Annotated in this window: 26 protein-coding genes and 1 tRNA gene; 12 read left to right on the plus strand and 15 right to left on the minus strand. The window is 54.1% G+C overall.

Annotation, left to right across the window (positions count from 1 at the left end):
* From KBY68_RS09265 to KBY68_RS09280, 4 genes are read right to left on the minus strand one after another with little or no spacing between them, the layout of a single operon-like run.
* Positions 1-231: a hypothetical protein gene (locus tag KBY68_RS09265; RefSeq protein ID WP_106500130.1), complete on the minus strand. Its 231-nt coding sequence runs from the start codon at positions 229-231 to the stop codon at positions 1-3.
* Complete coding sequence (hemB, locus tag KBY68_RS09270; protein ID WP_255096912.1) at positions 213-1,214, minus strand: porphobilinogen synthase; 1,002 nt, start codon at positions 1,212-1,214, stop codon at positions 213-215. The genes KBY68_RS09265 and hemB overlap by 19 nt, the downstream gene beginning before the upstream one ends.
* Before the next feature lie 25 nt (positions 1,215-1,239).
* Positions 1,240-2,328 (minus strand): hypothetical protein, encoded by a 1,089-nt coding sequence (locus KBY68_RS09275; protein WP_255096913.1) that lies wholly within the window; start codon positions 2,326-2,328, stop codon positions 1,240-1,242.
* Between the two features lie 38 nt (positions 2,329-2,366).
* Positions 2,367-3,296 carry a DnaJ C-terminal domain-containing protein gene (locus KBY68_RS09280; RefSeq protein ID WP_106500127.1) on the minus strand — a complete coding sequence of 310 codons (930 nt, stop codon included), beginning with the start codon at positions 3,294-3,296 and terminating at the stop codon, positions 2,367-2,369.
* A 113-nt stretch (positions 3,297-3,409) separates the two neighbouring features.
* On the opposite strand from KBY68_RS09280, the gene KBY68_RS09285 reads away from it, so the two are divergent.
* The 3 genes from KBY68_RS09285 (at position 3,410) to KBY68_RS09300 (ending at position 5,699) form a co-directional block, all read left to right on the plus strand.
* Complete coding sequence (locus KBY68_RS09285; protein WP_255096914.1) at positions 3,410-3,787, plus strand: thioredoxin domain-containing protein; 378 nt, start codon at positions 3,410-3,412, stop codon at positions 3,785-3,787.
* Positions 3,788-3,875: 88 nt separating this feature from the next.
* On the plus strand, positions 3,876-4,154 hold the full coding sequence (locus KBY68_RS09290; protein WP_255096915.1) for a DUF427 domain-containing protein: 279 nt from the start codon (positions 3,876-3,878) through the stop codon (positions 4,152-4,154).
* 372 nt (positions 4,155-4,526) lie between these two features.
* On the plus strand, positions 4,527-5,699 hold the full coding sequence (locus KBY68_RS09300) for a THUMP domain-containing class I SAM-dependent RNA methyltransferase (protein ID WP_255096935.1): 1,173 nt from the start codon (positions 4,527-4,529) through the stop codon (positions 5,697-5,699).
* Here KBY68_RS09300 and KBY68_RS09305 read toward each other — a convergent pair.
* Together KBY68_RS09305 and KBY68_RS09310 are read right to left on the minus strand one after the other, a co-directional pair.
* On the minus strand, positions 5,696-6,070 hold the full coding sequence (locus tag KBY68_RS09305; protein ID WP_255096916.1) for a phage holin family protein: 375 nt from the start codon (positions 6,068-6,070) through the stop codon (positions 5,696-5,698). The two genes, KBY68_RS09300 and KBY68_RS09305, sit on opposite strands and share 4 nt — an antisense overlap.
* Before the next feature lie 5 nt (positions 6,071-6,075).
* Positions 6,076-6,498 (minus strand): glycine zipper domain-containing protein, encoded by a 423-nt coding sequence (locus tag KBY68_RS09310; protein WP_341886302.1) that lies wholly within the window; start codon positions 6,496-6,498, stop codon positions 6,076-6,078.
* A gap of 103 nt (positions 6,499-6,601) precedes the next feature.
* Here KBY68_RS09310 and smc point away from each other — a divergent pair, with 103 nt between their 5' ends.
* Together smc and KBY68_RS09320 are read left to right on the plus strand one after the other, a co-directional pair.
* On the plus strand, positions 6,602-10,186 hold the full coding sequence (gene smc / locus KBY68_RS09315) for a chromosome segregation protein SMC (protein WP_255096936.1): 3,585 nt from the start codon (positions 6,602-6,604) through the stop codon (positions 10,184-10,186).
* Positions 10,187-10,229: 43 nt separating this feature from the next.
* On the plus strand, positions 10,230-11,270 hold the full coding sequence (locus tag KBY68_RS09320; RefSeq protein WP_255096918.1) for a PRC-barrel domain-containing protein: 1,041 nt from the start codon (positions 10,230-10,232) through the stop codon (positions 11,268-11,270).
* Positions 11,271-11,279: 9 nt separating this feature from the next.
* Here KBY68_RS09320 and msrB read toward each other — a convergent pair whose 3' ends face one another.
* The 3 genes from msrB to KBY68_RS09335 all read right to left on the minus strand — a co-directional run bounded on the left by msrB (position 11,280) and on the right by KBY68_RS09335 (position 13,053).
* A complete protein-coding gene (gene msrB, locus KBY68_RS09325; RefSeq protein ID WP_255096919.1) occupies positions 11,280-11,663 on the minus strand; it encodes a peptide-methionine (R)-S-oxide reductase MsrB in 384 nt (127 codons plus the stop codon).
* A gap of 39 nt (positions 11,664-11,702) precedes the next feature.
* Positions 11,703-13,010: a glycosyltransferase family protein gene (locus KBY68_RS09330; RefSeq protein ID WP_255096920.1), complete on the minus strand. Its 1,308-nt coding sequence runs from the start codon at positions 13,008-13,010 to the stop codon at positions 11,703-11,705.
* A tRNA-Leu gene (locus tag KBY68_RS09335) sits at positions 12,972-13,053 on the minus strand. Before KBY68_RS09335 ends, KBY68_RS09330 begins: the two co-directional genes overlap by 39 nt.
* 116 nt (positions 13,054-13,169) lie before the next feature.
* Between KBY68_RS09335 and accC the strand changes: the two genes are divergently transcribed.
* Entirely contained in the window at positions 13,170-14,546 is a 1,377-nt protein-coding gene (gene accC / locus KBY68_RS09340; protein ID WP_106498809.1) for an acetyl-CoA carboxylase biotin carboxylase subunit, read from the plus strand.
* On the opposite strand, the gene KBY68_RS09345 is transcribed toward accC, so the two are convergent.
* Positions 14,509-14,829: a YggT family protein gene (locus KBY68_RS09345; protein ID WP_241536950.1), complete on the minus strand. Its 321-nt coding sequence runs from the start codon at positions 14,827-14,829 to the stop codon at positions 14,509-14,511. The two genes, accC and KBY68_RS09345, sit on opposite strands and share 38 nt — an antisense overlap.
* A gap of 76 nt (positions 14,830-14,905) precedes the next feature.
* Here KBY68_RS09345 and psbX point away from each other — a divergent pair, with 76 nt between their 5' ends.
* Genes psbX through KBY68_RS09365 form a run of 4 tightly spaced genes read left to right on the plus strand, consistent with a single transcriptional unit; the run spans position 14,906 to position 16,828 of the window.
* Entirely contained in the window at positions 14,906-15,028 is a 123-nt protein-coding gene (gene psbX / locus KBY68_RS09350; protein WP_106498808.1) for a photosystem II reaction center X protein, read from the plus strand.
* 47 nt (positions 15,029-15,075) lie between these two features.
* Positions 15,076-15,852 (plus strand): Ycf66 family protein, encoded by a 777-nt coding sequence (locus KBY68_RS09355; RefSeq protein ID WP_255096921.1) that lies wholly within the window; start codon positions 15,076-15,078, stop codon positions 15,850-15,852.
* A 17-nt stretch (positions 15,853-15,869) separates the two neighbouring features.
* A complete protein-coding gene (locus tag KBY68_RS09360; protein ID WP_106498806.1) occupies positions 15,870-16,352 on the plus strand; it encodes a TolB family protein in 483 nt (160 codons plus the stop codon).
* Positions 16,349-16,828 (plus strand): hypothetical protein, encoded by a 480-nt coding sequence (locus KBY68_RS09365; RefSeq protein WP_255096922.1) that lies wholly within the window; start codon positions 16,349-16,351, stop codon positions 16,826-16,828. Before KBY68_RS09360 ends, KBY68_RS09365 begins: the two co-directional genes overlap by 4 nt.
* A 3-nt stretch (positions 16,829-16,831) precedes the next feature.
* Here the strand turns inward: KBY68_RS09365 and KBY68_RS09370 are convergent, their stop codons facing one another.
* Genes KBY68_RS09370 through KBY68_RS09380 form a run of 3 tightly spaced genes read right to left on the minus strand, consistent with a single transcriptional unit; the run spans position 16,832 to position 19,384 of the window.
* Positions 16,832-17,008: a CAB/ELIP/HLIP family chlorophyll-binding protein gene (locus KBY68_RS09370; protein ID WP_255096923.1), complete on the minus strand. Its 177-nt coding sequence runs from the start codon at positions 17,006-17,008 to the stop codon at positions 16,832-16,834.
* A gap of 20 nt (positions 17,009-17,028) precedes the next feature.
* Positions 17,029-19,002, minus strand: a complete 1,974-nt coding sequence (locus KBY68_RS09375) for an ABC transporter ATP-binding protein/permease (protein WP_255096924.1) — start codon at positions 19,000-19,002, stop codon at positions 17,029-17,031.
* Positions 19,003-19,036: 34 nt separating this feature from the next.
* Positions 19,037-19,384, minus strand: coding sequence for a histidine triad nucleotide-binding protein (locus KBY68_RS09380; protein WP_106498803.1), 348 nt, complete (start codon positions 19,382-19,384; stop codon positions 19,037-19,039).
* A 37-nt stretch (positions 19,385-19,421) separates the two neighbouring features.
* Here KBY68_RS09380 and KBY68_RS09385 point away from each other — a divergent pair, with 37 nt between their 5' ends.
* Both KBY68_RS09385 and KBY68_RS09390 read left to right on the plus strand, forming a co-directional pair.
* Positions 19,422-19,742, plus strand: a complete 321-nt coding sequence (locus tag KBY68_RS09385) for a hypothetical protein (protein WP_255096925.1) — start codon at positions 19,422-19,424, stop codon at positions 19,740-19,742.
* An 88-nt stretch (positions 19,743-19,830) separates the two neighbouring features.
* Entirely contained in the window at positions 19,831-21,366 is a 1,536-nt protein-coding gene (locus KBY68_RS09390) for a YifB family Mg chelatase-like AAA ATPase (protein WP_255096927.1), read from the plus strand.
* Here KBY68_RS09390 and KBY68_RS09395 read toward each other — a convergent pair.
* Both KBY68_RS09395 and rpsU read right to left on the minus strand, forming a co-directional pair.
* On the minus strand, positions 21,357-21,590 hold the full coding sequence (locus tag KBY68_RS09395) for a hypothetical protein (protein WP_255096928.1): 234 nt from the start codon (positions 21,588-21,590) through the stop codon (positions 21,357-21,359). The two genes, KBY68_RS09390 and KBY68_RS09395, sit on opposite strands and share 10 nt — an antisense overlap.
* A 4-nt stretch (positions 21,591-21,594) precedes the next feature.
* A complete protein-coding gene (gene rpsU, locus KBY68_RS09400; protein ID WP_010304532.1) occupies positions 21,595-21,765 on the minus strand; it encodes a 30S ribosomal protein S21 in 171 nt (56 codons plus the stop codon).
* Between the last annotated feature and the right edge of the window lie 32 nt (positions 21,766-21,797).

The following is a 21,797-nucleotide window of genomic DNA, read 5'->3' on the forward strand; positions in this document are numbered from 1 at the left end:
TCAACGTTGCTGGGGGGCGGCTTTGCTGAGCTTGGCTAACCCCCAAGACACCTTGCAAACACAACCAATGCTGAAGCAGATGGCGCCATTACCGATCAAGCCCCAGCCATGGCTGTGCTCACTGAACTGGTCGATAAAAAGCAGGCGCATGGCGATCAGTGCGCAGGTGGCGGCAGCCCCCCAGGGGGCATAAACCCAACCAACAAAAAAGATCAGCCTTGGCGGAGCCATGTTGCTGCGTCGCAGGCGTGATAAGTGAGGATTAAGTCAGCACCGGCCCGCTTGAAACAAAGCAAAGTTTCGAGCACCACGGCTTTCTCATCGATCCAACCGCGTTCGGCGGCGGCTTTAACCATGGCGTATTCCCCACTTACGTTGTAGGCAGCGATTGGTAGTTCGGTTTCTGCCCGCAACCTATGAACGATGTCTAGGTAGGCCAAGCCTGGCTTAACCATCAAAATATCGGCACCCTCCTGTTCATCCAGCAGTGCTTCGGTAAGGGCTTCCCGGCCATTGGCGGGATCCATTTGGTAGGTGGATTTATTAGTTGGGATCGGCTTGGCTGTGGTGCTCCGCGGGGCTGAATCCAGGGCTTCGCGGAAGGGGCCGTAGTAGGCGGAGGCGTATTTAGCGGTGTAACTAATGATGCCCACATGTTCAAAACCCTCAGCATCTAGGGCTTCACGAATCGCCCCCACCCGGCCATCCATCATGTCGCTGGGGCCAATTAGATCGGCACCGGCCATGGCTTGGGTAACCGCCTGGCGGCAGAGAATTTCAACGGTTTCATCGTTCAGCACAATTCCCTCTTGGCTAACAATGCCGTCGTGGCCATCGCAGGAATAGGGATCGAGGGCAACATCGGTCATCACCGTCATGGCGGGATGCACTTCCTTTATGCGTTTGATTGCCCTGGGGATAAGGCCGCCAGCATTGAAGGATTCACTGCCAGCTTCAGTTTTAAGGCCATCGGCCACCTTGGGAAATAACACCACACAGCGGATGCCTAATTCCCAAGCTCTACCCACCTCATGGATTAAGCCATCCAAACTCCAGCGCTGGCAGCCGGGCATGGCGCCGATCGCTTCATTGGTTGCCCCTTCGTGCACAAAAAGGGGATAGATGAAATCAGCGGGGCTTAGCTGGGTTTCCCGCACCATTGCCCGCAGGGCAGGGGTGCGCCGGAGCCGGCGGGGACGGTAGGAAAGTTCCATGGCATAAAACCTGGCTAGGGGAATCCTAGAGAGAGGCGGAAACGGCAATTAAACCACTGCCAGCAATAACACTGATTTGGTAGATAAGATCTATTCGATTTATTTTTAACATAACAGTTTGCTGCTGTTCTGCCGGAGCAGTTTCGTACAAATTGCTGCCCCAAACAAATAGGGCGAAAAGAACTATGGAAGCAATATATCCAAACAGATAGAGCTGATCGATGAAGGTTATATAGCTGAGTTTTGGCAGATCTGAGCTTGTGCCAAGTTGCAAAAACACCAGGGTTAAAAGGGCGGTGGAAGGAATCGCTAATCGCAATTCCGTGAATTTACCCTCAAGGTTGGGCGCTAAAATTAACATTGCCATCACAGCAAGCCAGGGCATTATATATTGGTAAAAAGAAGGCCAAAATTCCGTTGCGTAGTTAACGGTGTAATCAACTCGGCTAAATTCACCTCCCTTTTCGCCATTGCTTTTACCAAAGTTAGTGTTATAAGCATAAATTGATTTAGTTAAAGATGAACCCTGCAGCTCAAAGCCATTAAGGCCTGCATATTGGCCTAAAACCCCTCTGGTGCCAAGTTTTGGATAGAGGCTGATTGCTTGATCGGCCATTGAAAATATGGTGGACCTGGTTTCAACCGTGATCGGTAATTCAAGGGTTTCAAAGGGAAAGCGCTTGAGATTCTGAGCGTCGTCGTAAAATTTCGCTGAAAAACGCACCAGTTGCAACCTATTTCCATCAGCCTGAAGTTCTGGTTCATTGCTATCTAATTGAATATTGGAATCCCAGGTTTCCACTTGATTCACTAATTCAACAATTTCTAGAATAGGTATTTTGTTTTTGGTAATTATTTCCTGCACCGCTTCCGGCCACTTCAGCCAAAACCAACCCTCAGCGTTAAATGTTTTATCTTTCAGGGATAAATTGTAAACATTTTCAATATGGATGCCAATTTCGATATCTCGCTTGGGATCTAATGGTCTAACAGCTAAATCGGATTCTGTTTGCCTAGGGGTTGCGGCAAAGCTGTGGTGTTGAAGCCCCAAGCCAAGGCTAAAACTGAAGAATAAGCCAATAAAAAATAAAATAAAAACTTTTTTAATGCCCATTTTAATCCGCTTCCCAGGCTATTTATAATTCAATAATATCACAAAACACCATTTGCCACCAGTTGATCCCTTGGATTTAACTTCAGGCTTTGGCGCAGCTGGCGCAACTGTTCATAGATTCGCTTCTCTTCCGGGTTTAGTTCTGATGGGATTTGAACTTGAATAGTGAGCAGTAAGTCGCCCCTACCTTGGCGCAGGGGCCAGCCTTTTCCTTTTAAGCGCAGGCTGCGGCCACTATTGATGCCAGCCGGCACTGTTATCAGCGCCTCCCCATCGGGGGTGGGCACAATTAATTCACCACCAAGAATCGCTTCTTCTGGGCTTAGGGGAAGATCAGCGCGCATTAAATCCCCCTCAAGTTCCCACACTGGATGGTTGTCTAATTGGATATTGAGGTAGAGATCGCCCCTGCGGCCACTGCTGGGTTGCAGGTTGCCTTTTCCTTTTAGCCGTAGCCTGCTGCCAGTGCGTACTCCTGCTGGTATGCGCACCTGAACTTTCTCTTGATTCACCTGCAAGCTGCGTTCGCAGCCGCGAAATGCTTCCGCAAAACTAACTTTTAGGTTTGCGGAAGCATCGAGGTTTGGGCTAGGGGTTGAGCCAGCCCCAGGAAATCCACCCATGCCAAAACCGGCTGGGCCTCCAAACCTGCCCAGGAGGTCGTTGATGAAATCATCAAAATTGCCGTAACGGCCGAAATCCACATCAAAACCAGCTCCTGGCGCCGCACCGGCCTGGTTCCAATATTGGCCAAACTGTTCGTAGCGTTGGCGTTTTTCCGGATCTGAAAGCACTTCATAGGCTTCACTTATTTCTTTAAAGCGAGCTTCTGCGCTGGCATCTCCAGGGTTCACATCCGGGTGGTATTGCCGCGCAAGGCGTCTAAAGGCCTTTTTTACGGCATCAGCATCAGCCCCCCGCTCCAGTTCAAGCACCTTGAAATAGTCGCGGTAACCACCCCCTGCCATCACCAACCTGCAAAATCCATTTGCCCCAGTGTCTCAGCTTTTGGCTAAGCAAGGGAGGCGGAAGCCCGAACGCAGGCCTATTCGCCTAATCTGCAGGCAGTTGCCCTAAGAGGATGGCTCGTTTTGGCTGGGCTTTACCCCTGCTTGCTTACTTGTGGGTAGCGCCCCTTGAAATGCCCGCTAGGGCAGGCAATTTAGGCGATGCAGTTAGCCCGTCCACGGCGGAGCAGTTGAAATTTGCAAAGGCCCTAAAGCAGGCGGGGGCAATTTTTTATGGTGCCTGGTGGTGCACCCACTGCTTCCATCAAAAAAATCTTTTTGGCACAGAAGCAGGCCGGGAATTGCCCTATGTGGAATGCGATAAAGACGACGCCGGCCGCGAACGCTGCAAAAAAGCAGGAATAAAAGCCTTCCCCACCTGGACTCTGGGTGAAAAACGCAAGGAGGGCGTGATGAACCTAAAGGAACTGCGCAGCTGGGCAGAGCTTTAACATTCAGCTGGGTGTGATTATTTAACTAATCTAGATTTACTCATTTAAACGCCACCCTGTTATATTTTTGCAAATTGCCCATCTCTGCATGCAAGCCCAATGGAATGGCAAGGTTATTGCCAGCAGCAACAACATTGTGAAGGTTGATGGTAATGCCTATTTCCCATTGGAAGACCTCGACCAGGCTTATTTTGAGCCTTCCAGTCACACAACTGAATGTGGCTGGAAGGGAACTGCCAGCTATTACAACATTAATGTTGATGGCAAGGTAAATGAAAATGCTGCTTGGTTTTATGCAAATCCAAAAGAAGCAGCAAAGCAGATCAAGGGAAGAGTTGCTTTTTGGAAAGGGGTTGTTGTTAATTGATTTGCAACAGTAATAAATTAAATGTTGTACTAATTCAGTTAATAAATTCTTTTAAAGGCATTAAGTAAACTTTAAAGGGCCCTTCCAGGCCCAATGAGTTATTTGGTTGATAAGGCTAACTTCACCCCATCTCCCCTAAGGGTCAGGCGGCCACGGGGGCGGCTTGACGGGAGAAACGAACGATGTTGTTCGCTGTTACGGTTTTGCTCTCACCGAGCAGGCTTCAGTCATCCGCCTGATGCCCCGTCGAAACCATTGCAGCCCCTTGCAATAGGGGGAAATGGAGCTGAGCGGAATCGAACCGCTGTCCGAAGCACTGGTGTGGATCACCTAGTTCGATCGAAACCGAACCCCATCATTGTGGCAGCAGCTATGGCAGTAGTGGAAGGAGCTGAATACAGCTGCATAGCAGTGGTGCCCCCCGGCCTTGAGCTAGCAGCTGCGGCTGAACTCACGGCCTTGGACTGCACTGCCGTAAAAACGCTCCATCGTGCCGTGCGTTTTCGCACTAACCAAACCGGTTTCTATCGCGTTCATCTCCAAGCCCGCTTGCCTTTTCGTTTTTTAAGGGAGCTGTCCCATTTCCCCTGTCGAAACCGTGAGCAGCTGCATAGTGGCGTGCAAGCTGCTGCCGATTGGCACCACTGGTTGCCCCCCAGCCGCAGCTTTCGCGTGGAGGCAACTGGCAGTATGCCGGGTTTAAGCCACAGCCACTACAGCGCCTTAGCTGTAAAAAATGCCCTGGTTGATTGGCAGCGTGAGCATTGGGGTGAACGCTCCAGCATCGAGCTGGATAACCCGGATTTGGTGTTGCACCTGCACCTAGGTGGAGCAGATGCAAGCCTTTATTTAGATGGCAGCGGCGAAAGTTTGCACCGTCGCGGCTATCGGCCCGCCATGGGCCTTGCTCCCCTTAAGGAAAACCTGGCCGCTGGTTTGATTGCCCTCACCGGTTGGGATGGTTCGCTGCCCCTTGTGGATCCCCTATGCGGTTCGGGCACCCTTTTGATTGAGGCAGCTGCCATGGCCCTAGGCCGGGCCCCTGGCCTTGAGTTAGCCCAAGCCGGCCGGTTTGCCCTGCAACGCTGGCCTGATTTTGAAGCCTTGCTATGGCGTGATGAGCTGGCAGTTGCCACGGCCCTAGGGCGCAGCAAGCTGATTGATGGCAGCCCCATGGCGCCAATTTTCGGTTTCGACAACAACACCGCAGTGGTGGAGCAAGCAAAGCAAAATGCCGCTGCAGCTGGTGTTTCCCCATGGCTGCAATTTGAACTGGCTGATTTTCGTGATTTTCAACCACCCCAGCAAGCGGGGCTAATTGTGTGCAATCCCCCCTATGGCGTGCGTTTAGGTAATGAAGAAAACCTTGAGCAGCTCTTTTTTGATCTCGGCCAGATGCTGAAGCAACGCTGCTCTGGTTGGCAGTTGTGGTTATTGAGTGGTGATCCCGCCAGCACTGCAGCGATGCGGCTAAAGGCCCGCCGCCGGATTCCCATTAGTAATGGCGGCATCGATTGCCGCTGGCTCAACTACGAAATCCGTTAACGGCCCAGCAAGGTGCGGGTGGTGCGGCTGATGCCAGCAGTTGTTTGCGGTAGGTAAGGCCCCTTAAGCAATTGCCCGCCAAGGCGCAGCAACAGGCCAGCCAGCACCAAGTCAACGGCACCAACAATTAAAAAAGCTGCCAGCCAGCTCCACTGCCACTCCTGCACCAGCCACAGCAGCGCAGCGCCATGGGCCACCAACAAAGCACCGCTGAGTAACACAAGCGCAGTGCCGATCAATAAAGCGCCAACAATTAAACGTCTTTTTTCGCGATCCGCTTCCTGCAGTGCAATGCGCACATGCAGATCCATCACCGATGTAACCAATGAAGCCAGCCTGGAGCTGGTGCTGCGGGGAGCTGAATCAGCCATGGCGATTAGCGCCTACGGCCGCTTAGAAGCAGGCCGGCCAAAAGTCCCACCCCAGCGGCTAAACCCAATGCCAGTAGGGGGCGCTCCCTAACCGGTTGCTCGATTTTGGGTCGTAGGTTTGCATTCAAATCATCGAGTAATTGCTCCAGTTGTTCCTCGAGCGGTTGCAGGCTGTCGCCTAAACGGCGGCCTTGATCGCTCGCAACTTCAAGGAATCCCAGCAGTTGCTCTTGAATAACAGTAGCGGTGCGGCCGGTTTGATCAGAGATCAACAGCACCACCTCATCAAAACTGCCACGGGTATTAGTAAGGGTGTCTTGGGTGATCTGGGGCCATTGCTTTTGGATTACAGGCAATAATTCAGCAAAGCGCTCCCTGAAAAGTTCGCCAACTTGGCCAACGGAACTGGTTGGATTTGAACTGTCCATAGCCATGGGCAACCAATTTGTTTACAGGCTACCCCTTGTGCAGCTGGCAAATTGAGCTACGGTCGCTGCAACCTTGCTTCGGGGCTTAGCCGCCGCTTTCCTGTTGGTTTATATCAATCAGGTAAGCCTCACCCATTTTAAGTCTTTTGGTGGTTCGGTAACCATTCCCCTAAACACTGGATTCACAGTGGTAACGGGCCCCAATGGTTCAGGTAAAAGCAATATTTTAGATGGAATTCTTTTTTGTTTGGGTTTAGCCAATAGCCGCGGCATGCGAGCCGAAAGGCTGCCGGATTTAATCAATAACGGTGTGATGCGCGAAGGCAAAGCGGCTGAGGCTGCGGTGTCTGTGCGTTTTGATCTGGCCGGTTGGCAACCCGATGAAGCTGAGGCTGGCCTCGAGGCCCCAGCTGAGGGCCCTTGGATAAAACCTGGTCAACAGGAATGGACCGTTACCCGCCGCCTCAGGGTGGCCGCCGGTGGCACCTACAGCAGTAGCTACAGCGCCGATGGCATCAGCTGCAATTTGCAACAGCTGCAAACTCAATTGAGGCGCCTGCGGGTTGACCCCGATGGCAGCAATGTGGTGATGCAGGGGGATGTAACCCGGATAGTTTCAATGAGCGCTAAGGATCGCCGCGGCATCATCGATGAATTGGCCGGGGTAGCCCTATTTGATAGCCGCATAGACCAAGCCCGCGCCAAATTGGCCGAGGTGCAGGAAAGGGAAGACCGTTGCCGCATCGTTGAAGGTGAACTGCAGGCATCCCGCACCCGCCTTGAGCGGGATTGCCAAAGGGCGCGTTTATATCAAGAACTAAGGCTCAAATTGCAGTTGGGGCGCCAGCAGGAACAGGTGCTGCAGGTGGAACATTCCCGCCAGCAGCTGCAGCAGTTGGCACAGCAACAGCAGCACCTAGAGCAGCGTCAAGGCCAAGAGCAGGAGGCTATTCAGCGGGGTGAAACGGAAATCCACAAGGCCGCAGCGGCCCTGGAACAATTGCAGCAGGAGGTGAAATCCCTTGGTGAAGACCAGCTTTTGGCAGTGCAAGGCCAGCTTGCTGAATTGGAGGCAACCGCAAGGGAAAGGCAAAGGCGGGTTGAACGGCATCAACAGGAATCAGCTCAAATTCAGCAACAACGCCATCAGCTATTGCAGGAGCGGGGCGCCCTGCTCGATCAACAGCGCCAGCTGGAAGCCAGCGATCAGCAGGAAATGCGTGAGCAAGCCCAACAGCAATGCCTCACCGCTGAAGCCGCCGTGGAGTTATCCCGCCGCCGCCTAGGGGAGGTGGCTGGTCGTTCAGGTAGTTGGCTTGAGGAGCAACAGCAGCTCAGCCGCCGCCGCCAGGAGCTGGTGGCCCAACTAACTCCCCTGCAGGCGGAGCAGTTGCAACTCGATGAACGTTGCCGCCACGATCGGGAGCAGTTGCAGGAGTTGGAGCAACAACTTAGCCAAGACCAGGAAGGGGCAAGCGTTGCCCAGCAGCAATTGCAGCAATTGCAAAGCCAACTCCAACAGGTGTTGCAAGGGGGCAAAACAGAGCGCAGCTCCATCCAGGAGTTGGCGGAAGCCCTTTCCCTGCAGCAGCGCACCCGCCAACGGCTCGAGCAGGAACAACAGCAGCTGGAGCGTGAAATTGCCCGCCAAGACAGCCGCCGTGAAACCCTGCAAGAAAGCCGTGGCACCGGCGCCCTGCGGGTATTGCTAGAGGCTGGTTTGGAGGGCATCCATGGGCCCGTTGCCCAGTTGGCAGAGGTGGAAGAACGTTTTCGCCTTGCCCTTGAGGTGGCCGCCGGTGGCCGGCTCAGCCAGGTGGTGGTTGATAACGATCGCATCGCCGCTAGGGCGATTGAGCTGCTGAAGCAACGGCGAGCCGGGCGGCTTACTTTTCTACCACTCAATAAAATTCGCGCAGGCTCCAATTTTTCAGCCGCCTCTTCATCCACCCAGGCCAGTGGGTGCCTTGGCCTTGCCCTAGAGCTCTTGCATTTTGAGCCGGTTTATGGGGAGGTGTTTCGCTATGTATTTGGAGAAACCCTTGTTTATCAAGATCTGGAATCGGCCCGCCGTGAATTAGGCCGCAATCGCATCGTTACCCTCGATGGCGAATTATTGGAGCGCAGTGGTGCGATCACCGGTGGTAGCCAACAGCAGCGCAGCGGTTCCTTAAGTTTCGGCCGCGCCAATGAAGGTGATGAGGCCGAACCACTTAGGCGGCGCCTAATGGAATTGGGTGAAACCTTGGTGGCCTGTCGCCGCAAAGAACAGCAGCTAGCCACAAGCCTGGAAGCGCTTCAAACCTCCCTTGGCAACCAACGCTCCCAGCAGGCGGCCCTTGAGGCGGAATTAGCCGCAGCCCAAAGGGCCCATGGGCCGCAACTAAACCGTGAAGCGCAATCCCGCCAACGCTTTGAGCAGCTGCAAGCCAGCCTCGTTAGCGACAGTGAAAAACTCCAAAAACTAACCATTGCAATCGAGCCATTAGAGCGGGAAAGGCTTTCGATTGAGGTGGCTGAGGCCAGTGCCGGTGAACAGCAAGACGGAGCCAGATGGCGGGTATTGCAACAGGAACTAGAAGCTGCAGATGTTGCCTTAAGCCTTGCCAGAAACCATAAAGATGGCCTGGAAGCAAGCCAAAGGGAATCCATCCTGGTGTTGGCGCGTTTGCAAAGTCAACTGGAGGCATTGGTTAGCAATGAACAGCGGATCCAAGCGGCCGCCACCGCACTCACGGCAGAGGTTCAGGAATTACGCCAGCAGCAATTGGCAGATCAAAGCCGCCGCCAAGGCCTAGAAGCTGAGCAGCAAACATTGCAAACCCGTTTTGGCGAGCAGCGCCGCGCCCGTGATCAAGCGGAAGCCCATCTGGCTGGCCAGCGCCAACAACAGCAGCAGCACCAGTGGGAATTGGAACGGCTGGGTGAACAGCTGCAGGCACTGATGGAAGAGCAGCGCAACCTTGCTTTACGCCTGCAGCAACTTGAACTTGCCCTGCCTGAGCCCCTGCCGGAATTGCCAGAGGAGGTGCGGCAAGCCGGCTTGGAGCTATTGCAGGAGCAGTTGCGGGTTGTGCAGCAACGCATGGAAGCCCTGGAGCCCGTGAATATGTTGGCCCTGGAGGAGTTGGAGCAGCTGGAAACCCGTTTAGCCGAATTAGCGGAACGCTTGGCTGTGCTGGCCAGCGAGCGGTTGGAATTGCTGTTGAGGGTGGAAACCGTTGCCACCCTGCGCCAGGAGGCATTTATGGAGGCTTTTCGGGCCGTTGATGGCCATTTCCGCGAGATATTTGCTGGTCTTTCCGAGGGGGAGGGGCAGCTGCAATTGGAAAATGACCAGGACCCCCTCGAGGGGGGACTCACGCTTGTGGCCCATCCCAAGGGCAAAGCGGTGCGTCGCTTGGCATCCATGTCGGGGGGTGAGAAATCGCTCACGGCGCTTAGCTTTTTGTTTGCCCTGCAACGTTTCCGCCCATCGCCTTTCTATGCCCTTGATGAGGTTGACAGCTTCCTTGATGGCGTGAATGTGGAAAGACTTGCCAGTTTGATTTCTTCCCAGGCCGATGCTGCTCAATTTTTGGTAGTTAGCCACCGGCGCCCAATGATTGCGGCAAGCACCCGCACCATTGGTGTTACCCAAGCCCGCGGCGCCCACACCCAGGTGGTGGGTTTACCCTCTGCAGCCTGATGGCCAATCCTGCGCCACAATAACTCGATTATTAGTTGAGCCCTTGCAGGCGCCTCCCCCCCCCGATTCCAATCCCGCCCCCTCTGATCGCCTCTGGTTGCGTTCTGAGTTGATGGGCACCCAGGTGATCACCCGCGACACCGGCCGCCGCCTAGGCGTGGTTGGTGAAGTGATGGTGGACATAGACCGCAGGGAAGTGGTAGCCCTCGGCTTGCGTGATAACCCCCTCACCCGTTTCCTACCTGGCTTACCCCGCTGGATGCTCCTCGAGCAAATCCGTCAGGTTGGTGATGTGATCCTGGTGGATTCGGTTGATTCCCTTTCGGAAAAGTTCAATCCAGAGCGCTATAGCAGGGTTATTAATTCCCAGGTGATTTCAGAGGCTGGTGAACAGCTTGGCCGGGTATTGGGCTTTAGTTTTGATGTGGAAACTGGTGAATTAACCACTTTGGTTATGGGGGCGGTGGGGGTGCCTTTGCTGGGCGAAGGTATTCTTAGTACTTGGGAATTAACGGTGGAGGAAATAGTTAGTTCAGGGCCAGATCGCATCATTGTTTATGAGGGTGCAGAGGAAAAATTAAAGCAATTAAGTAGTGGCTTATTGGAAAAACTTGGGATTGGTGGAGGTAATTTAGAGCGCGAGGAACGCGAGCGCTATCGCTTAAATATGGTGCCGGTTGAAAATCAATTACCCGCAGCCCAGGCAACAGAACAGGAGCAGCGTCGCCTGCAGGCAAACCAAGCAGAGCGCTTTGCTCCAGCCGCAAGCCAAGATCGGCTTAGATCAAATTATGACGTTGACTATTCAGCTGCCAATGCTGAATTAAATTCAAGCCCCGACTACGACTACGTTGAACTTGAACAACGCACAACAGCAAGGCAGCAGCAGCGGCGCAGATATCTAGATGAAGACCAGGAGGAAAATAATTATCAGAAACAACCCAGATACAGGGATTCCGGCTACGGAAATTCCAGATACGACAACTTTGAGAGAAGCAGGGAACCCTTAGATGTTGAAGCCGAACCGTTGGATAACAGGGCTAACAAAGCCCCTAACCCAGTTGATGATGACCCCTGGGCCTGAGCGTCTTAATTATTCCGCTTCAAAATTTAAAGATGCGGAATTAACGCAGTAGCGCTCACCCGTTGGCGCAGGCCCATCGTTAAAAACATGGCCTAGATGGGCATCGCAGTTGGCGCAACGGATTTCAGTGCGCACCATTCCATGGCTTTCGTCTTGATGAATGCTGATCGCCGCTGGATTTACCCCCTGCCAAAAACTGGGCCAGCCGGTGCCGGAATCAAATTTTGCCTCGGATTTAAACAGTTCTGAATTACAACAAACGCAACGGTATGTTCCTTTGCCTTTGTGGTTCCAATAAACACCCGTAAAAGCCCTTTCAGTTCCGCCCTCCCGGGCAACCTGATATTGCTCTTGGCTGAGCTTTGCGCGCCATTCTTCAGGACTCAGCTTCATTGATTAGGAATAACTCGCTTGAAAATATAACGTTTGAATTTAAGTGGGAGGTTGTTTTTTTGCGGCCAATAATTCGTCCACCATCGCCGCTAGCTGGGCTACGGCCCCGGATTTTCCCCTCAAGTTGCGCAGTTCCTCAGCCATAGACTGCAATTTGTGGGGGTTGGCGAGCCATTGCTCAGCTTCTTTGGCAATTCCCTCAGGGGTGATCGTGCCAACCCTTTCAGGCACCACCAAATGGCCGGCGCTGATGTTGGGCCAGGCCAAAAAGCCCCGATGGCGCATCCGCCAGGTGGTAAGTGCAACACCAAGAAGCCATCGCAACAGGGGCAGCCTTGCCAATAGGCCAAGCCAACCATCCCAGGCCTGCATCACATGAAGATGTTGGGTGGGCACTAGCACCAGCATTGGCACACTTAAGGCCCCCAGTTCTGCCGTATTTGCCCCAACTGTTGTGAGTGCTAGGGAGCATTGGCTAAGGAAATGGTGGGCCGGTTGGGTTTCAATAAGCAAAATTTCGCAGCCATTCCAGCTTTTCAACCAGCGTTCACCGTCCCTTTCCAGCAGTTGAGGCGTGCTATTGCCATAAAAATGCTGGAGTGGATTGCTGGGGCTGCCGTAGTTGATTATTTCTGCCACCGATGTGGTGGGAGCCACTGGCAACAAAAAACGCACCTGGGGCCGCATCTGTTGCAACAGTTCGGCGCAGCGCAGCATGAAAGGCACCCCCACCTGCAATTTGGCCCGCTTTGAGCCCGGCATTAGCGCAACCCATTCCCCTGCAGCTAGTTGGCTTTCAGAGCTGGCGTAGTTAGTGAGATCTGCCATCAGATCACCCACCACAGTGCAGCGCTGTTGCCAGCGGGGCGCCAATTGATTAGCGGCAGCTTCCCCCATCGCCGCAATGCGGTCGTTCCATTGGGGCCAACGGGCCACCCATTCGGCGTAGGTGATGTGGCGATAGCCAAGCCGCGCTGATAACAGCACCGTCCAAAATTGATCGCCGCCAAGGAACACCACCACCCCTTGGGTTGGCCATGGCCCATAGCGTTTTGGCTGTAAAAGCAACCACCAAAATTCACGGGCGGCGATTACCCGCTCAAACAGCCCCATGGCATTGGCCACCCGATGCTCAGTGCCTGTTGCATTTGGGCATGGCACCAACACCAGCCGTAGGTTTTCGGCGGCACCAGGCGCCAGGGGCCTAAGCGAACGGAGCCGATGCAAGGCCTGGGCCAGGGGCCTCACCCATGTGGTGAGCTCCCCGGGGCCATTGCAAACCAAAACGATTGTTCCGGTTGGTTCTGATGCGGATGGCGAGACTTGAACTCGCAAGACCGAAGTCACACGCCCCTCAAACGTGCGTGTCTACCAATTCCACCACATCCGCGTGGCCTGCCAAAAAAGCAGAGATCGACTTTACCAGCTGCTCCAGCGGGTTCTACGGTTTGATTCGTAACTAATCCCGATAGCCACTGATACAGTCGCTGGCTACAGAGGGCCCCCATGGCCATTGGCAAGCTTCTGATAGCAAATCGGGGTGAAATCGCCCTGAGAATCATTCGTACCTGTCGGGAGATGGGTATCAGCACCGTGGCGGTGTACAGCACGGTTGACCGCACTGCCCTGCATGTGCAGCTAGCAGATGAGGCCGTATGCGTTGGGGATCCCCCCAGCAGCCGCAGTTATTTAAATATTCCCAACATCATTGCCGCCGCCACCTCCCGCGGCGCTGATGCCATTCACCCCGGTTACGGCTTTTTGGCGGAAAACGACCGTTTTGCCGAAATCTGCAATGCCCATGGCCTCACCTTTGTGGGTCCATCACCGGAATCGATCCGTGAAATGGGGGATAAATCAACGGCAAAGGCCACCATGCAACGGGTTGGGGTACCCACCATCCCCGGCAGTGAGGGCCTGCTTGATACCCCGGAGGAGGCGGCCCAACTGGCTGAAACCATGGGCTACCCGGTGATGATTAAGGCCACGGCAGGCGGCGGTGGCAGGGGCATGCGCCTCGTGCGCCACGGGGATGAATTGGAGTCTTTATTTAAGGCAGCTCAAGGGGAGGCAGAGGCTGCCTTTGGTAACCCTGGCCTTTATATGGAGAAATTTATTGATCGTCCCCGCCATGTGGAGGTGCAAATCCTTGCCGATCGTTTTGGCCAGGTGGTGCACCTGGGAGAAAGGGATTGCTCGATTCAAAGGCGCCATCAAAAATTGCTTGAGGAAGCCCCAGGGCCTGGTTTAGATCCAATCATTAGAGCCCGTATGGGTGATGCAGCCGTGGCTGCTGCCCGCTCGATTGGTTATGAGGGTGCTGGCACGGTTGAGTTTTTGCTGGATGCCACAGGGCAGTTTTATTTCATGGAAATGAACACCCGCATCCAGGTGGAGCACCCCGTTACGGAGGTGGTTACGGGCATTGATTTAATCGCTGAACAGCTGCGCATTGCCGCTGGTGAGCCCCTGCGGCTGCGCCAGGAAGACATCCAACTACGGGGCCATGCAATTGAATGCCGCATCAATGCTGAGGATCCCCGCCATAACTTCCGCCCTGCCCCTGGCACGATCACAGGCTGGTTACCCCCTGGCGGGCCAGGCGTTCGTTTCGATAGCCACGTGTATACGGGCTATGAAATTCCTCCTTTCTACGATTCCCTCATCGGCAAGCTGATTGTTTGGGGGGAAGACCGGCCCGCCGCCTTAAAACGGATGCGCCGTGCCCTCTCCGAATGCGCTGTGATTGGGGTGCCCACCACGATTGAATTCCACCTAGCCCTGCTGGATCGGCCGGAATTTCAAAGGGGTGAGGTGCACACCAAATTTGTTGAGATGGAGATGCTTAAGCCAGGTGCTGGGCTGAACGCAACAACTGGCTGATCAGGCCTTGCTGGCCCACCAACAGTTCACGCATCAAGCTCACTAAGCCCACCCAAATAACAGGTGTAACGTCTACCCCGCCGATCGGCTGGATCAGCTTTCTAGTGGGGGCAAGCAATGGCTCCGTTGGGATCAAAACCAATGCCACCAAGGGATTTGAGCTATCTAATTGCGGATACCAGCTCAGCACAATCCGCACAAGAAATAAAAGGGTCCAGGCCGCAAGTAGGAGGCCGATCAAGCTATTGCTGGCATTAAGCAAAGGCAGGGGTAAAGCTGTCACAAACTTCTACGGCTTTCAGCGCCGATCCTAAAGAACCCACAGGGCGCCGTAGGATTAAGCAATCACCGAAGGTGCCATGACCCCTTCCCTTTCCAATTTCCTCACCAGCCTTGGCGCTGGTGCCCTGATCGTTGTGGTGCCAATCACAATCGCTTTGATTTTGATCAGCCAAACCGATCAGCTCGATCGCAAACTTTGAGTTGCTCTAGCACTGCCCCTTAAACTGACTAAACAAGGGCACCCCCTATGGTTAATGCCAGCCTGAATTGGGCCAGCATCGTTGGCATTGTGCTTGCGGTTGGTGGCACGATGCTTTATTTCTTGCGTAGTTTTAAACCTGGGCTCGCCCGCGACTACGACGTATTTTTTGCCGCAGTTGGCCTTCTGTGCGGTGGAATTTTATTTTTTCAAGGCTGGCGATTAGATCCAATTCTTCAATTTGGTCAGTTTTTGTTAGCTGCCACCACGGTATTTTTTGCCTACGAATCGGTGCGCTTGCGCAGTGTTACCACCGAACAGGCAAGGCGCTCAGCTTTTTTTGATGAAGATGAACCGCTCCCCTCTCGGCCCCGCATGGGTCGTGGTGAATGGGGTGCTGAAGATCGCTTCGACGACCCCCAGCCCCTAAGGCGCAAAATTCGCTCCCGCGCCGATGATTTTGAGGAACCGGAAGAAGATTTAGATCGGGATTTCTATCGGCCGCGCCGGCCTGAACGCCCAGCAATTCCCGAACGGGCCCAAAGTCGTTTTGCAGCTAGCAGCGAAGCCCCCCCTGAATTCGGCGCCCGCCGCCGCGAACGGGATGGCCGCGAAACCAGATCAAGGCTGCAGAGCAGTGCAGCTGGCGATCTGCCTAGATCCAGCCGCCGCCCAGGCCCCGCTGCAACCAGGCCGGAAAGAGCCGCTGCACCCATCAGCGAAGCTGATTTCAGCCCCCTTCCACCAAGGTCTAAACCTGTGGAACGGGCCACTGGTGCCACAAATTCGCAAAATCCAAGCAATAACTCCAGGTTTGATAGCTGAGGGCATACCTAAACCCAATGGTTTGGCTGTTGCCCTTGCTTTTTTTGTTAACTGCATGTGGCCAGCGTTTTGATGCCCCAGGTATCGGTGATCAGCAGGAACCTGCCCTAAGTGGCAATGGCCGCCTTCTGGCAATGGTGGCTGAGCGCTCTGGCAGAAGGGTGGTGCGTTTAGTTGAGCGCAATAGCGGCCAAGAGCTGCCCTTAAAAGGTTTGCAGTGGGGCATGCCCCACCGCTCGCCATCGCTTAGCTGGAACGGTAGATATTTGGCCTTGATTTTGCAGAGGGGAGAACGGGGCGAAATAGTGGTGTTGGATCGTGCTTTAGGGCTGTTGCGGCCTTTGCCCTTGCCGGGGGATCGTTTGCCCCAGGCCTTGAGTATGTCGCCGGATGGCAAGCGGCTCGCTGTGCAATTACTGCATCGCGGCCAGCAGGATGTTGAGCTATTTCAGCTGCCAGCCCATGAGGCGGATTTAGCCCCAGGCACCCCTTTGCCATGACCAAGGCTTTGGGCGCGTGCTTGGTGTTGCTGCTTTTGGCTGGCTGCCAAGGCCAAGGGCTGCAGCCTGAGATGGGTTTAAATCCCCGCATTGCCCAACCCGGCGACGACAGTTCACCAAGTTTGGCCGCCACCGGCATGGCCTGGATTGCCCCTGCCCCCAATGGCCATCAACAGATTCGTTGGTTGGATTTTGCCTCTGGTTTAGGCGCCCCCCTGCCGGGGTTAAACCGGCCTGATGCTCAACCTATCAGTGTTGGGGTGGATCGCTTAGGCCAACGCTTTGCCTTGGTGCGCAGCTTGGAGGGGCGCACGGAGCTTTTAATTTACGAACGCAACCTTGCCCTATTGCGGCCGATCCCATTGCTGCCGGCTGGGGTGCCCGCCAAGGTGGCCCTTAGCGGCGATGGACGGGTGCTTGCGGTGCAGGTGAGCCGGGAGGGGCGCTGGCAGGTGGAGGTTATCAATCTGCCTTAGGTGTTAATTAATGCCAGCCCAATGTAAAAAAGTTTGGCCGCTTAAGGCTTCAATTAAAAGTATCGCTGTGAAGCCAAGCATGGCAAAACGGCCATTGATCCTTTCGGCATAGGGGCTCCAACCAAAATCAGGAGCATCGTTTGTGGTGGCGCTGGTGGCCGGGGGGGTGGATTGATCCATGGGGATTGCTTATTTGATGTTTAGCTGGGGTCGAAAACGTAGCTTGCGGCCGGTATGAGGCTCCAGCCCCCTTGGCCATCAAGTTGTAAAACAGTGTCGTGGAATGCACTCAAGGTGGGGCGATGGCCCACGCTGATGAACGCCATTTCCCTTTGGGCTAATAAACCATAAAGCCTTTTTTCAGTGGCCACATCCAGGGCACTGGTGGCTTCATCCAGCACTGCAAATTGAGGGGAATTAAGCAACAGCCGAGCGAAAGCGAGCCGCTGCTGTTCGCCAAGGGATAGCAACCTGGGCCAATCCTGCTGAATACCTAGATTGGGATAGCGCTTAACCATGCCAGCTAAATTCACCTCCTCAAGAACATTGCGCAGTTGGGCATCGCTAAAGCGTTCTTGATCTAGGGGATAACAAAGCTGTTCCCGCAGGCTACCAAGCAACATATATGGCTTTTGGGGGATGAACATTAGTTCCCCTAGGGGCGGGCGATGCACCTCGCCGCTTTCACTGGGCCAGAGCCCACTAACAAGGCGCATTAGGGAGGTTTTTCCGCAACCGCTTGGCCCCACCACTAAAACCCGCTGATTGATGGCAACTTCAAGGCTTATGTTTTTTATTAAGGCCATATTTGTGCCCGGTGGTGTAACCGTGGCATCTCGCAACACGATGGAGCCGCTGTGGTCGCCCCGCTCCTTGGCCTCTAGGGAAGGTGCCGGCAGTGATTCAATTGTTGATTGAAAACCCTCCAATCGGCTAATGCTTGCGGAAAAAGCTGTTAAATTTTCAATGTTATTAACAATAAAGCTAACTGAGCCAAACACTTGGCTAAATGCTATAAATGATTGACTGATTACTCCAAACTCTACACCTTTAGCAAAGTAAACTGGTGCGATTACAATCCAGGGTAGGAAGCGGGAAAAGTAATCGTAAGACCTTTGGATCATATTGATTAAGGCTTGCCATATGATTAGGCGATCAAAGTTCTTAATCGCACCCCCTAGGCGCCGCTCCACCTCTAGGCTTTCTTGGGTTTCGCCTTTGTAAAATGCGATCGATTCAGCATTGTCTCTTATGTGTACAAGACCATAGCGAAAATCAGCCTCTAATTTTAATTGCTGGAAATTCAATTTAACCAGTTTGCGGCCGATAAAGATTATTATTGCCGTGCCGCCAACCGCGTAAACGAGGAGGGCGAAAGTTAGGGTTTTACTGATTGTCCATAAAACAATTATAAAGCTAAAGAATGTTAGCAAAGCTTCTAATATACCAACAATAAACGATAGGCTTGTGCCGGTAAAGTTTTTTGTGTCTTCGGATATTCGTTGATCTGGGTTGTCTACTTCTGCATTGCTTTCATCGTTGGGATTTAGTTGATAATAGGCCCGATCACCCATGTAGCGATCAAGTAATCTTTTGGTGAGCCATTCACGCCATAGCAGCCCAAATTTAGGGATTATATAATTTTGTAAGGTGCGAATTGGCAGGGCTAAAAGTAGGCAAAAGCCGTAAATAGAAACAATCCGCCAAAATCCGGAGGCATCGTATGCAACTAGCGAATTATCGATATTTCTCGCAATAAAGCTGATGCCCACATTTATGCCATTTAACACAAGCAGCAACAGGGCAATTACCCCAAGCAGTAGCCAGGGCAGCCAGCGCCCTTGGCGCAATTTGTTCCTAAAGGCCACAAAGCAAGCGATGCTTGCGGCAAAAATAAGCATCATTACCGCGCCAGCAGGCCCCCCCCAGATGCCTGCCACCCTCTCCGGTACTCCCGGTAGGAAGCGGCTTTGTAACTGGGGAATCAAGGCGCCACTGGCTGCCACCACTCCAGTGAGCAAAAGCAGGGTTAGCCCCACCACAATCCCCAACAGGGCAGCCACCAGCAATAGAAATTGCCAAGAATTGGATTCTTCGCCCGGTAGGAAGTAGGGCTGGGCTAGGCGCTGCAGTTTCCCCAGCTGAATGCGCAAAGACTGAATGGGGTTACTCAAAGGTTGCTGATAACTGTGCAGCCATTCTGATGGTTTAACCCGGAGGCCAACTGAGGGGACGGCCACCAATCACATGTAAATGCAAGTGGAACACCGTTTGGCCAGCCTCGGCTCCTGTGTTGATAACCGTGCGCCAAGCGGCTAAGCCCGCTTCTTTCGCCACCTGGGCTGCCACGAGCAGGAGGTGGCCCAGCAGGGCTTCCTGGCCCGCATCGGCCTCGTTTAAGCCTGCCAAATGCAGCCTTGGAATCACCAAAAGGTGAACTGGGGCTTGGGGTTGGAGATCTTTAAAAGCGATGCAGTATTCGTCTTCGTATACACGAGGAGCATCTATTTCCCCCCGCAGGATCTTGCCAAAAACCGTTGGATTGCTATCCGCCATTGGGATCGAGTTGCGTATCAATTGTCAGCATCTCAGCTTGGCTAGCAGCACACCTTTACCAAAGGCCCGTAACACGCTTCAATATGTTGCCGGCCAGTTGTGCCTAGTAATGCTTCATCTCCAGTTTCTGGAAGAGCTGGCCCAGCGTCGCCGCGGGCCGATCCGCAAGCGGCTAGAACCCGATTGGCGTGATGCCGGCATTGATCTGCTCTATTCCGTTAACCGCCTTGCCGACATGCTTGATGCCGTTGATGGCCCCAGTGATAAGCAAGCTCGCTCTGAATTGATCGACTACACCGAGGCATCAATTCGCCGCCTGGAGCGCATTCGCTATCGCTTAAGCCAGCGTGGGGCCTGAAAAAGCTAAACCACACTAATTAATTTCAATAAATAAATGGATACAAATCAGCCCTGGGTGGAATCAATTTCCTAGTGGCTTAATTGATTTGCTGGCCTTTTGTTCCGGTGCTTGCCTGTTTGGTTTGGAGGCAAAGCCCATTCAGGTTGAGGTGGATCTAGCTCCGGGCCTGCCAGGTTTACAACTAGTTGGTTTAGGCGACACCAGCGGTAGGGAAGCCCGCGAACGGGTGCGTTCTGCCCTGCGCAACAGTGGCTTCCGCGTGCCCCAAACCCGCGTGGTGGTGAGTATTGCCCCAGCTGATCTGCGCAAGGAGGGGCCCGGTTTTGATCTGCCGATGGCCCTGGCGCTTTTGATGGCAACAGGGCAGCAAAAACCTGAGCCATTGCAGGGGGTTTGGGCTACTGGGGAGTTGGGTTTGGATGGCAGTTTGCGGCCAGTGCGAGGCGTGTTGGCCATGGCCCAGGCGGCGCGCAAAGCCGGGGCTAAAGCCTTGATCGTGCCCAATGAAAACGCTCTGGAGGCCTCCTTGGTGCAAGGCCTAGAGGTGTTGCCCGCTAAGGGGTTAACCCAAGTGGTAGCTGCTTTGGCCGGCAGCCAAGCCTGGGGCACTGCTGAGTTACCAACGCTTCCATCGCCGTCGCCCTTGGCATCAGCCCCTGATCTGGCAAGCGTTAGGGGGCAATTACATGGCCGCCGCGCCTTGGAAATTGCCGCCAGTGGCGGCCATCATTTGCTTTTTATTGGTCCGCCCGGTTGCGGAAAAACACTGCTGGCCCGCTGCTTGCCAGGTTTGCTGCCCCCCCTTGGCCATGAACAGGCCCTAGAGCTCACTCAAATCCATTCGGTGGCTGGTTTGTTGCCTGCTGGGGCAGGCTTGCTGCGCCAACCACCATTCCGGTCACCCCATCACGGCTGCAGCGGGGTTGCTTTGGTGGGTGGTGGCGCTTATCCAAGGCCAGGGGAGCTTTCCTTAGCCCATAGGGGAGTGCTTTTCCTAGATGAGCTGGCTGAATTTCGCCGTGATGTGCTCGACCATTTGCGCCAGCCATTGGAAACCGGCATGGTTCATCTGGCGCGGGCGCGATTTTCCCAGTCCTTTCCCTGCCAATTGCTTTTAGTTGCAGCCACAAATCCATGTCCCTGTGGCTGGTGGGGCGACCAAACCCGCACCTGCAGCTGCGGTGAACGCTTAAGGCGCCAGTATTGGTCGAGGTTGTCGGGGCCGCTGCTGGATCGCCTTGATCTACAGGTGTTGCTTGCCCCCCTGAGCCCTGCTGAGCTAACCGAAGTGGGCGAACAACCATTGCACCAGAGCAGTGCTCAAGTTGCTAAGCGGGTTTTGCAGGCAAGGGAGAGGATGAAGTTGCTGAATCCGATGGGCCTTAGCAACGCTGAAGCTCCCCTTGAAGCAATGAAAGGCCGCCTAAAACTGCAGGGGGCAGCCAAAAATCTTTGGCAGGCAACTTTGGAGCGTTTGTGTTTATCGGCCCGCAGTTCCTGCAAGGTTTTGCGGGTTGCCCGCACGATTGCAGATTTAGATGAAGCGCAAATGATTGAACCGGTGCACATCGCCGAGGCGCTCACCTATCGCCCCCTAGATCGACAGGCAGCTCAGTTGTAGCCAACTCCATAGGTTTCCACCCACACTTGCCCTTTGGGTCTGGTGTCGCAGGTCATGGAGCCATCGGGATAGCTGCGGCAGTTGTCGCTACCCAGCTGGCTTTGGGTATCCCAAGGATCTTGGTTGTAAATAATCGTTTGATTGAGAATATCCGCCTTTACGAAACCAGCCGAAGCCACGGCAAGGCTGGTAAGGGCAATGGCCAGGCAGAGTTTTAAGGCCATTGGCTCAACGACGCCTGCGCCGTTGTTGAGCTTTGCGTTTGTATTTTTCCACCGGTGTTTCATGGTGGCGCAAGCGTTTTAGGTCGGCAAAAATGCCCGCCTTAGACACCTGGCGCTTAAAGCGCCGCAGGGCCGATTCAATTCCTTCGTTTTCGCCAACGGTAACCTGCGTCATGAATGGATTGGGGTGCCCATAAACCAGCCCAT

Origin of the sequence: Synechococcus lacustris Maggiore-St4-Slac, assembly GCF_024345595.1 — a bacterium.
In the GTDB taxonomy this organism is placed as follows: domain Bacteria; phylum Cyanobacteriota; class Cyanobacteriia; order PCC-6307; family Cyanobiaceae; genus Synechococcus_D; species Synechococcus_D lacustris.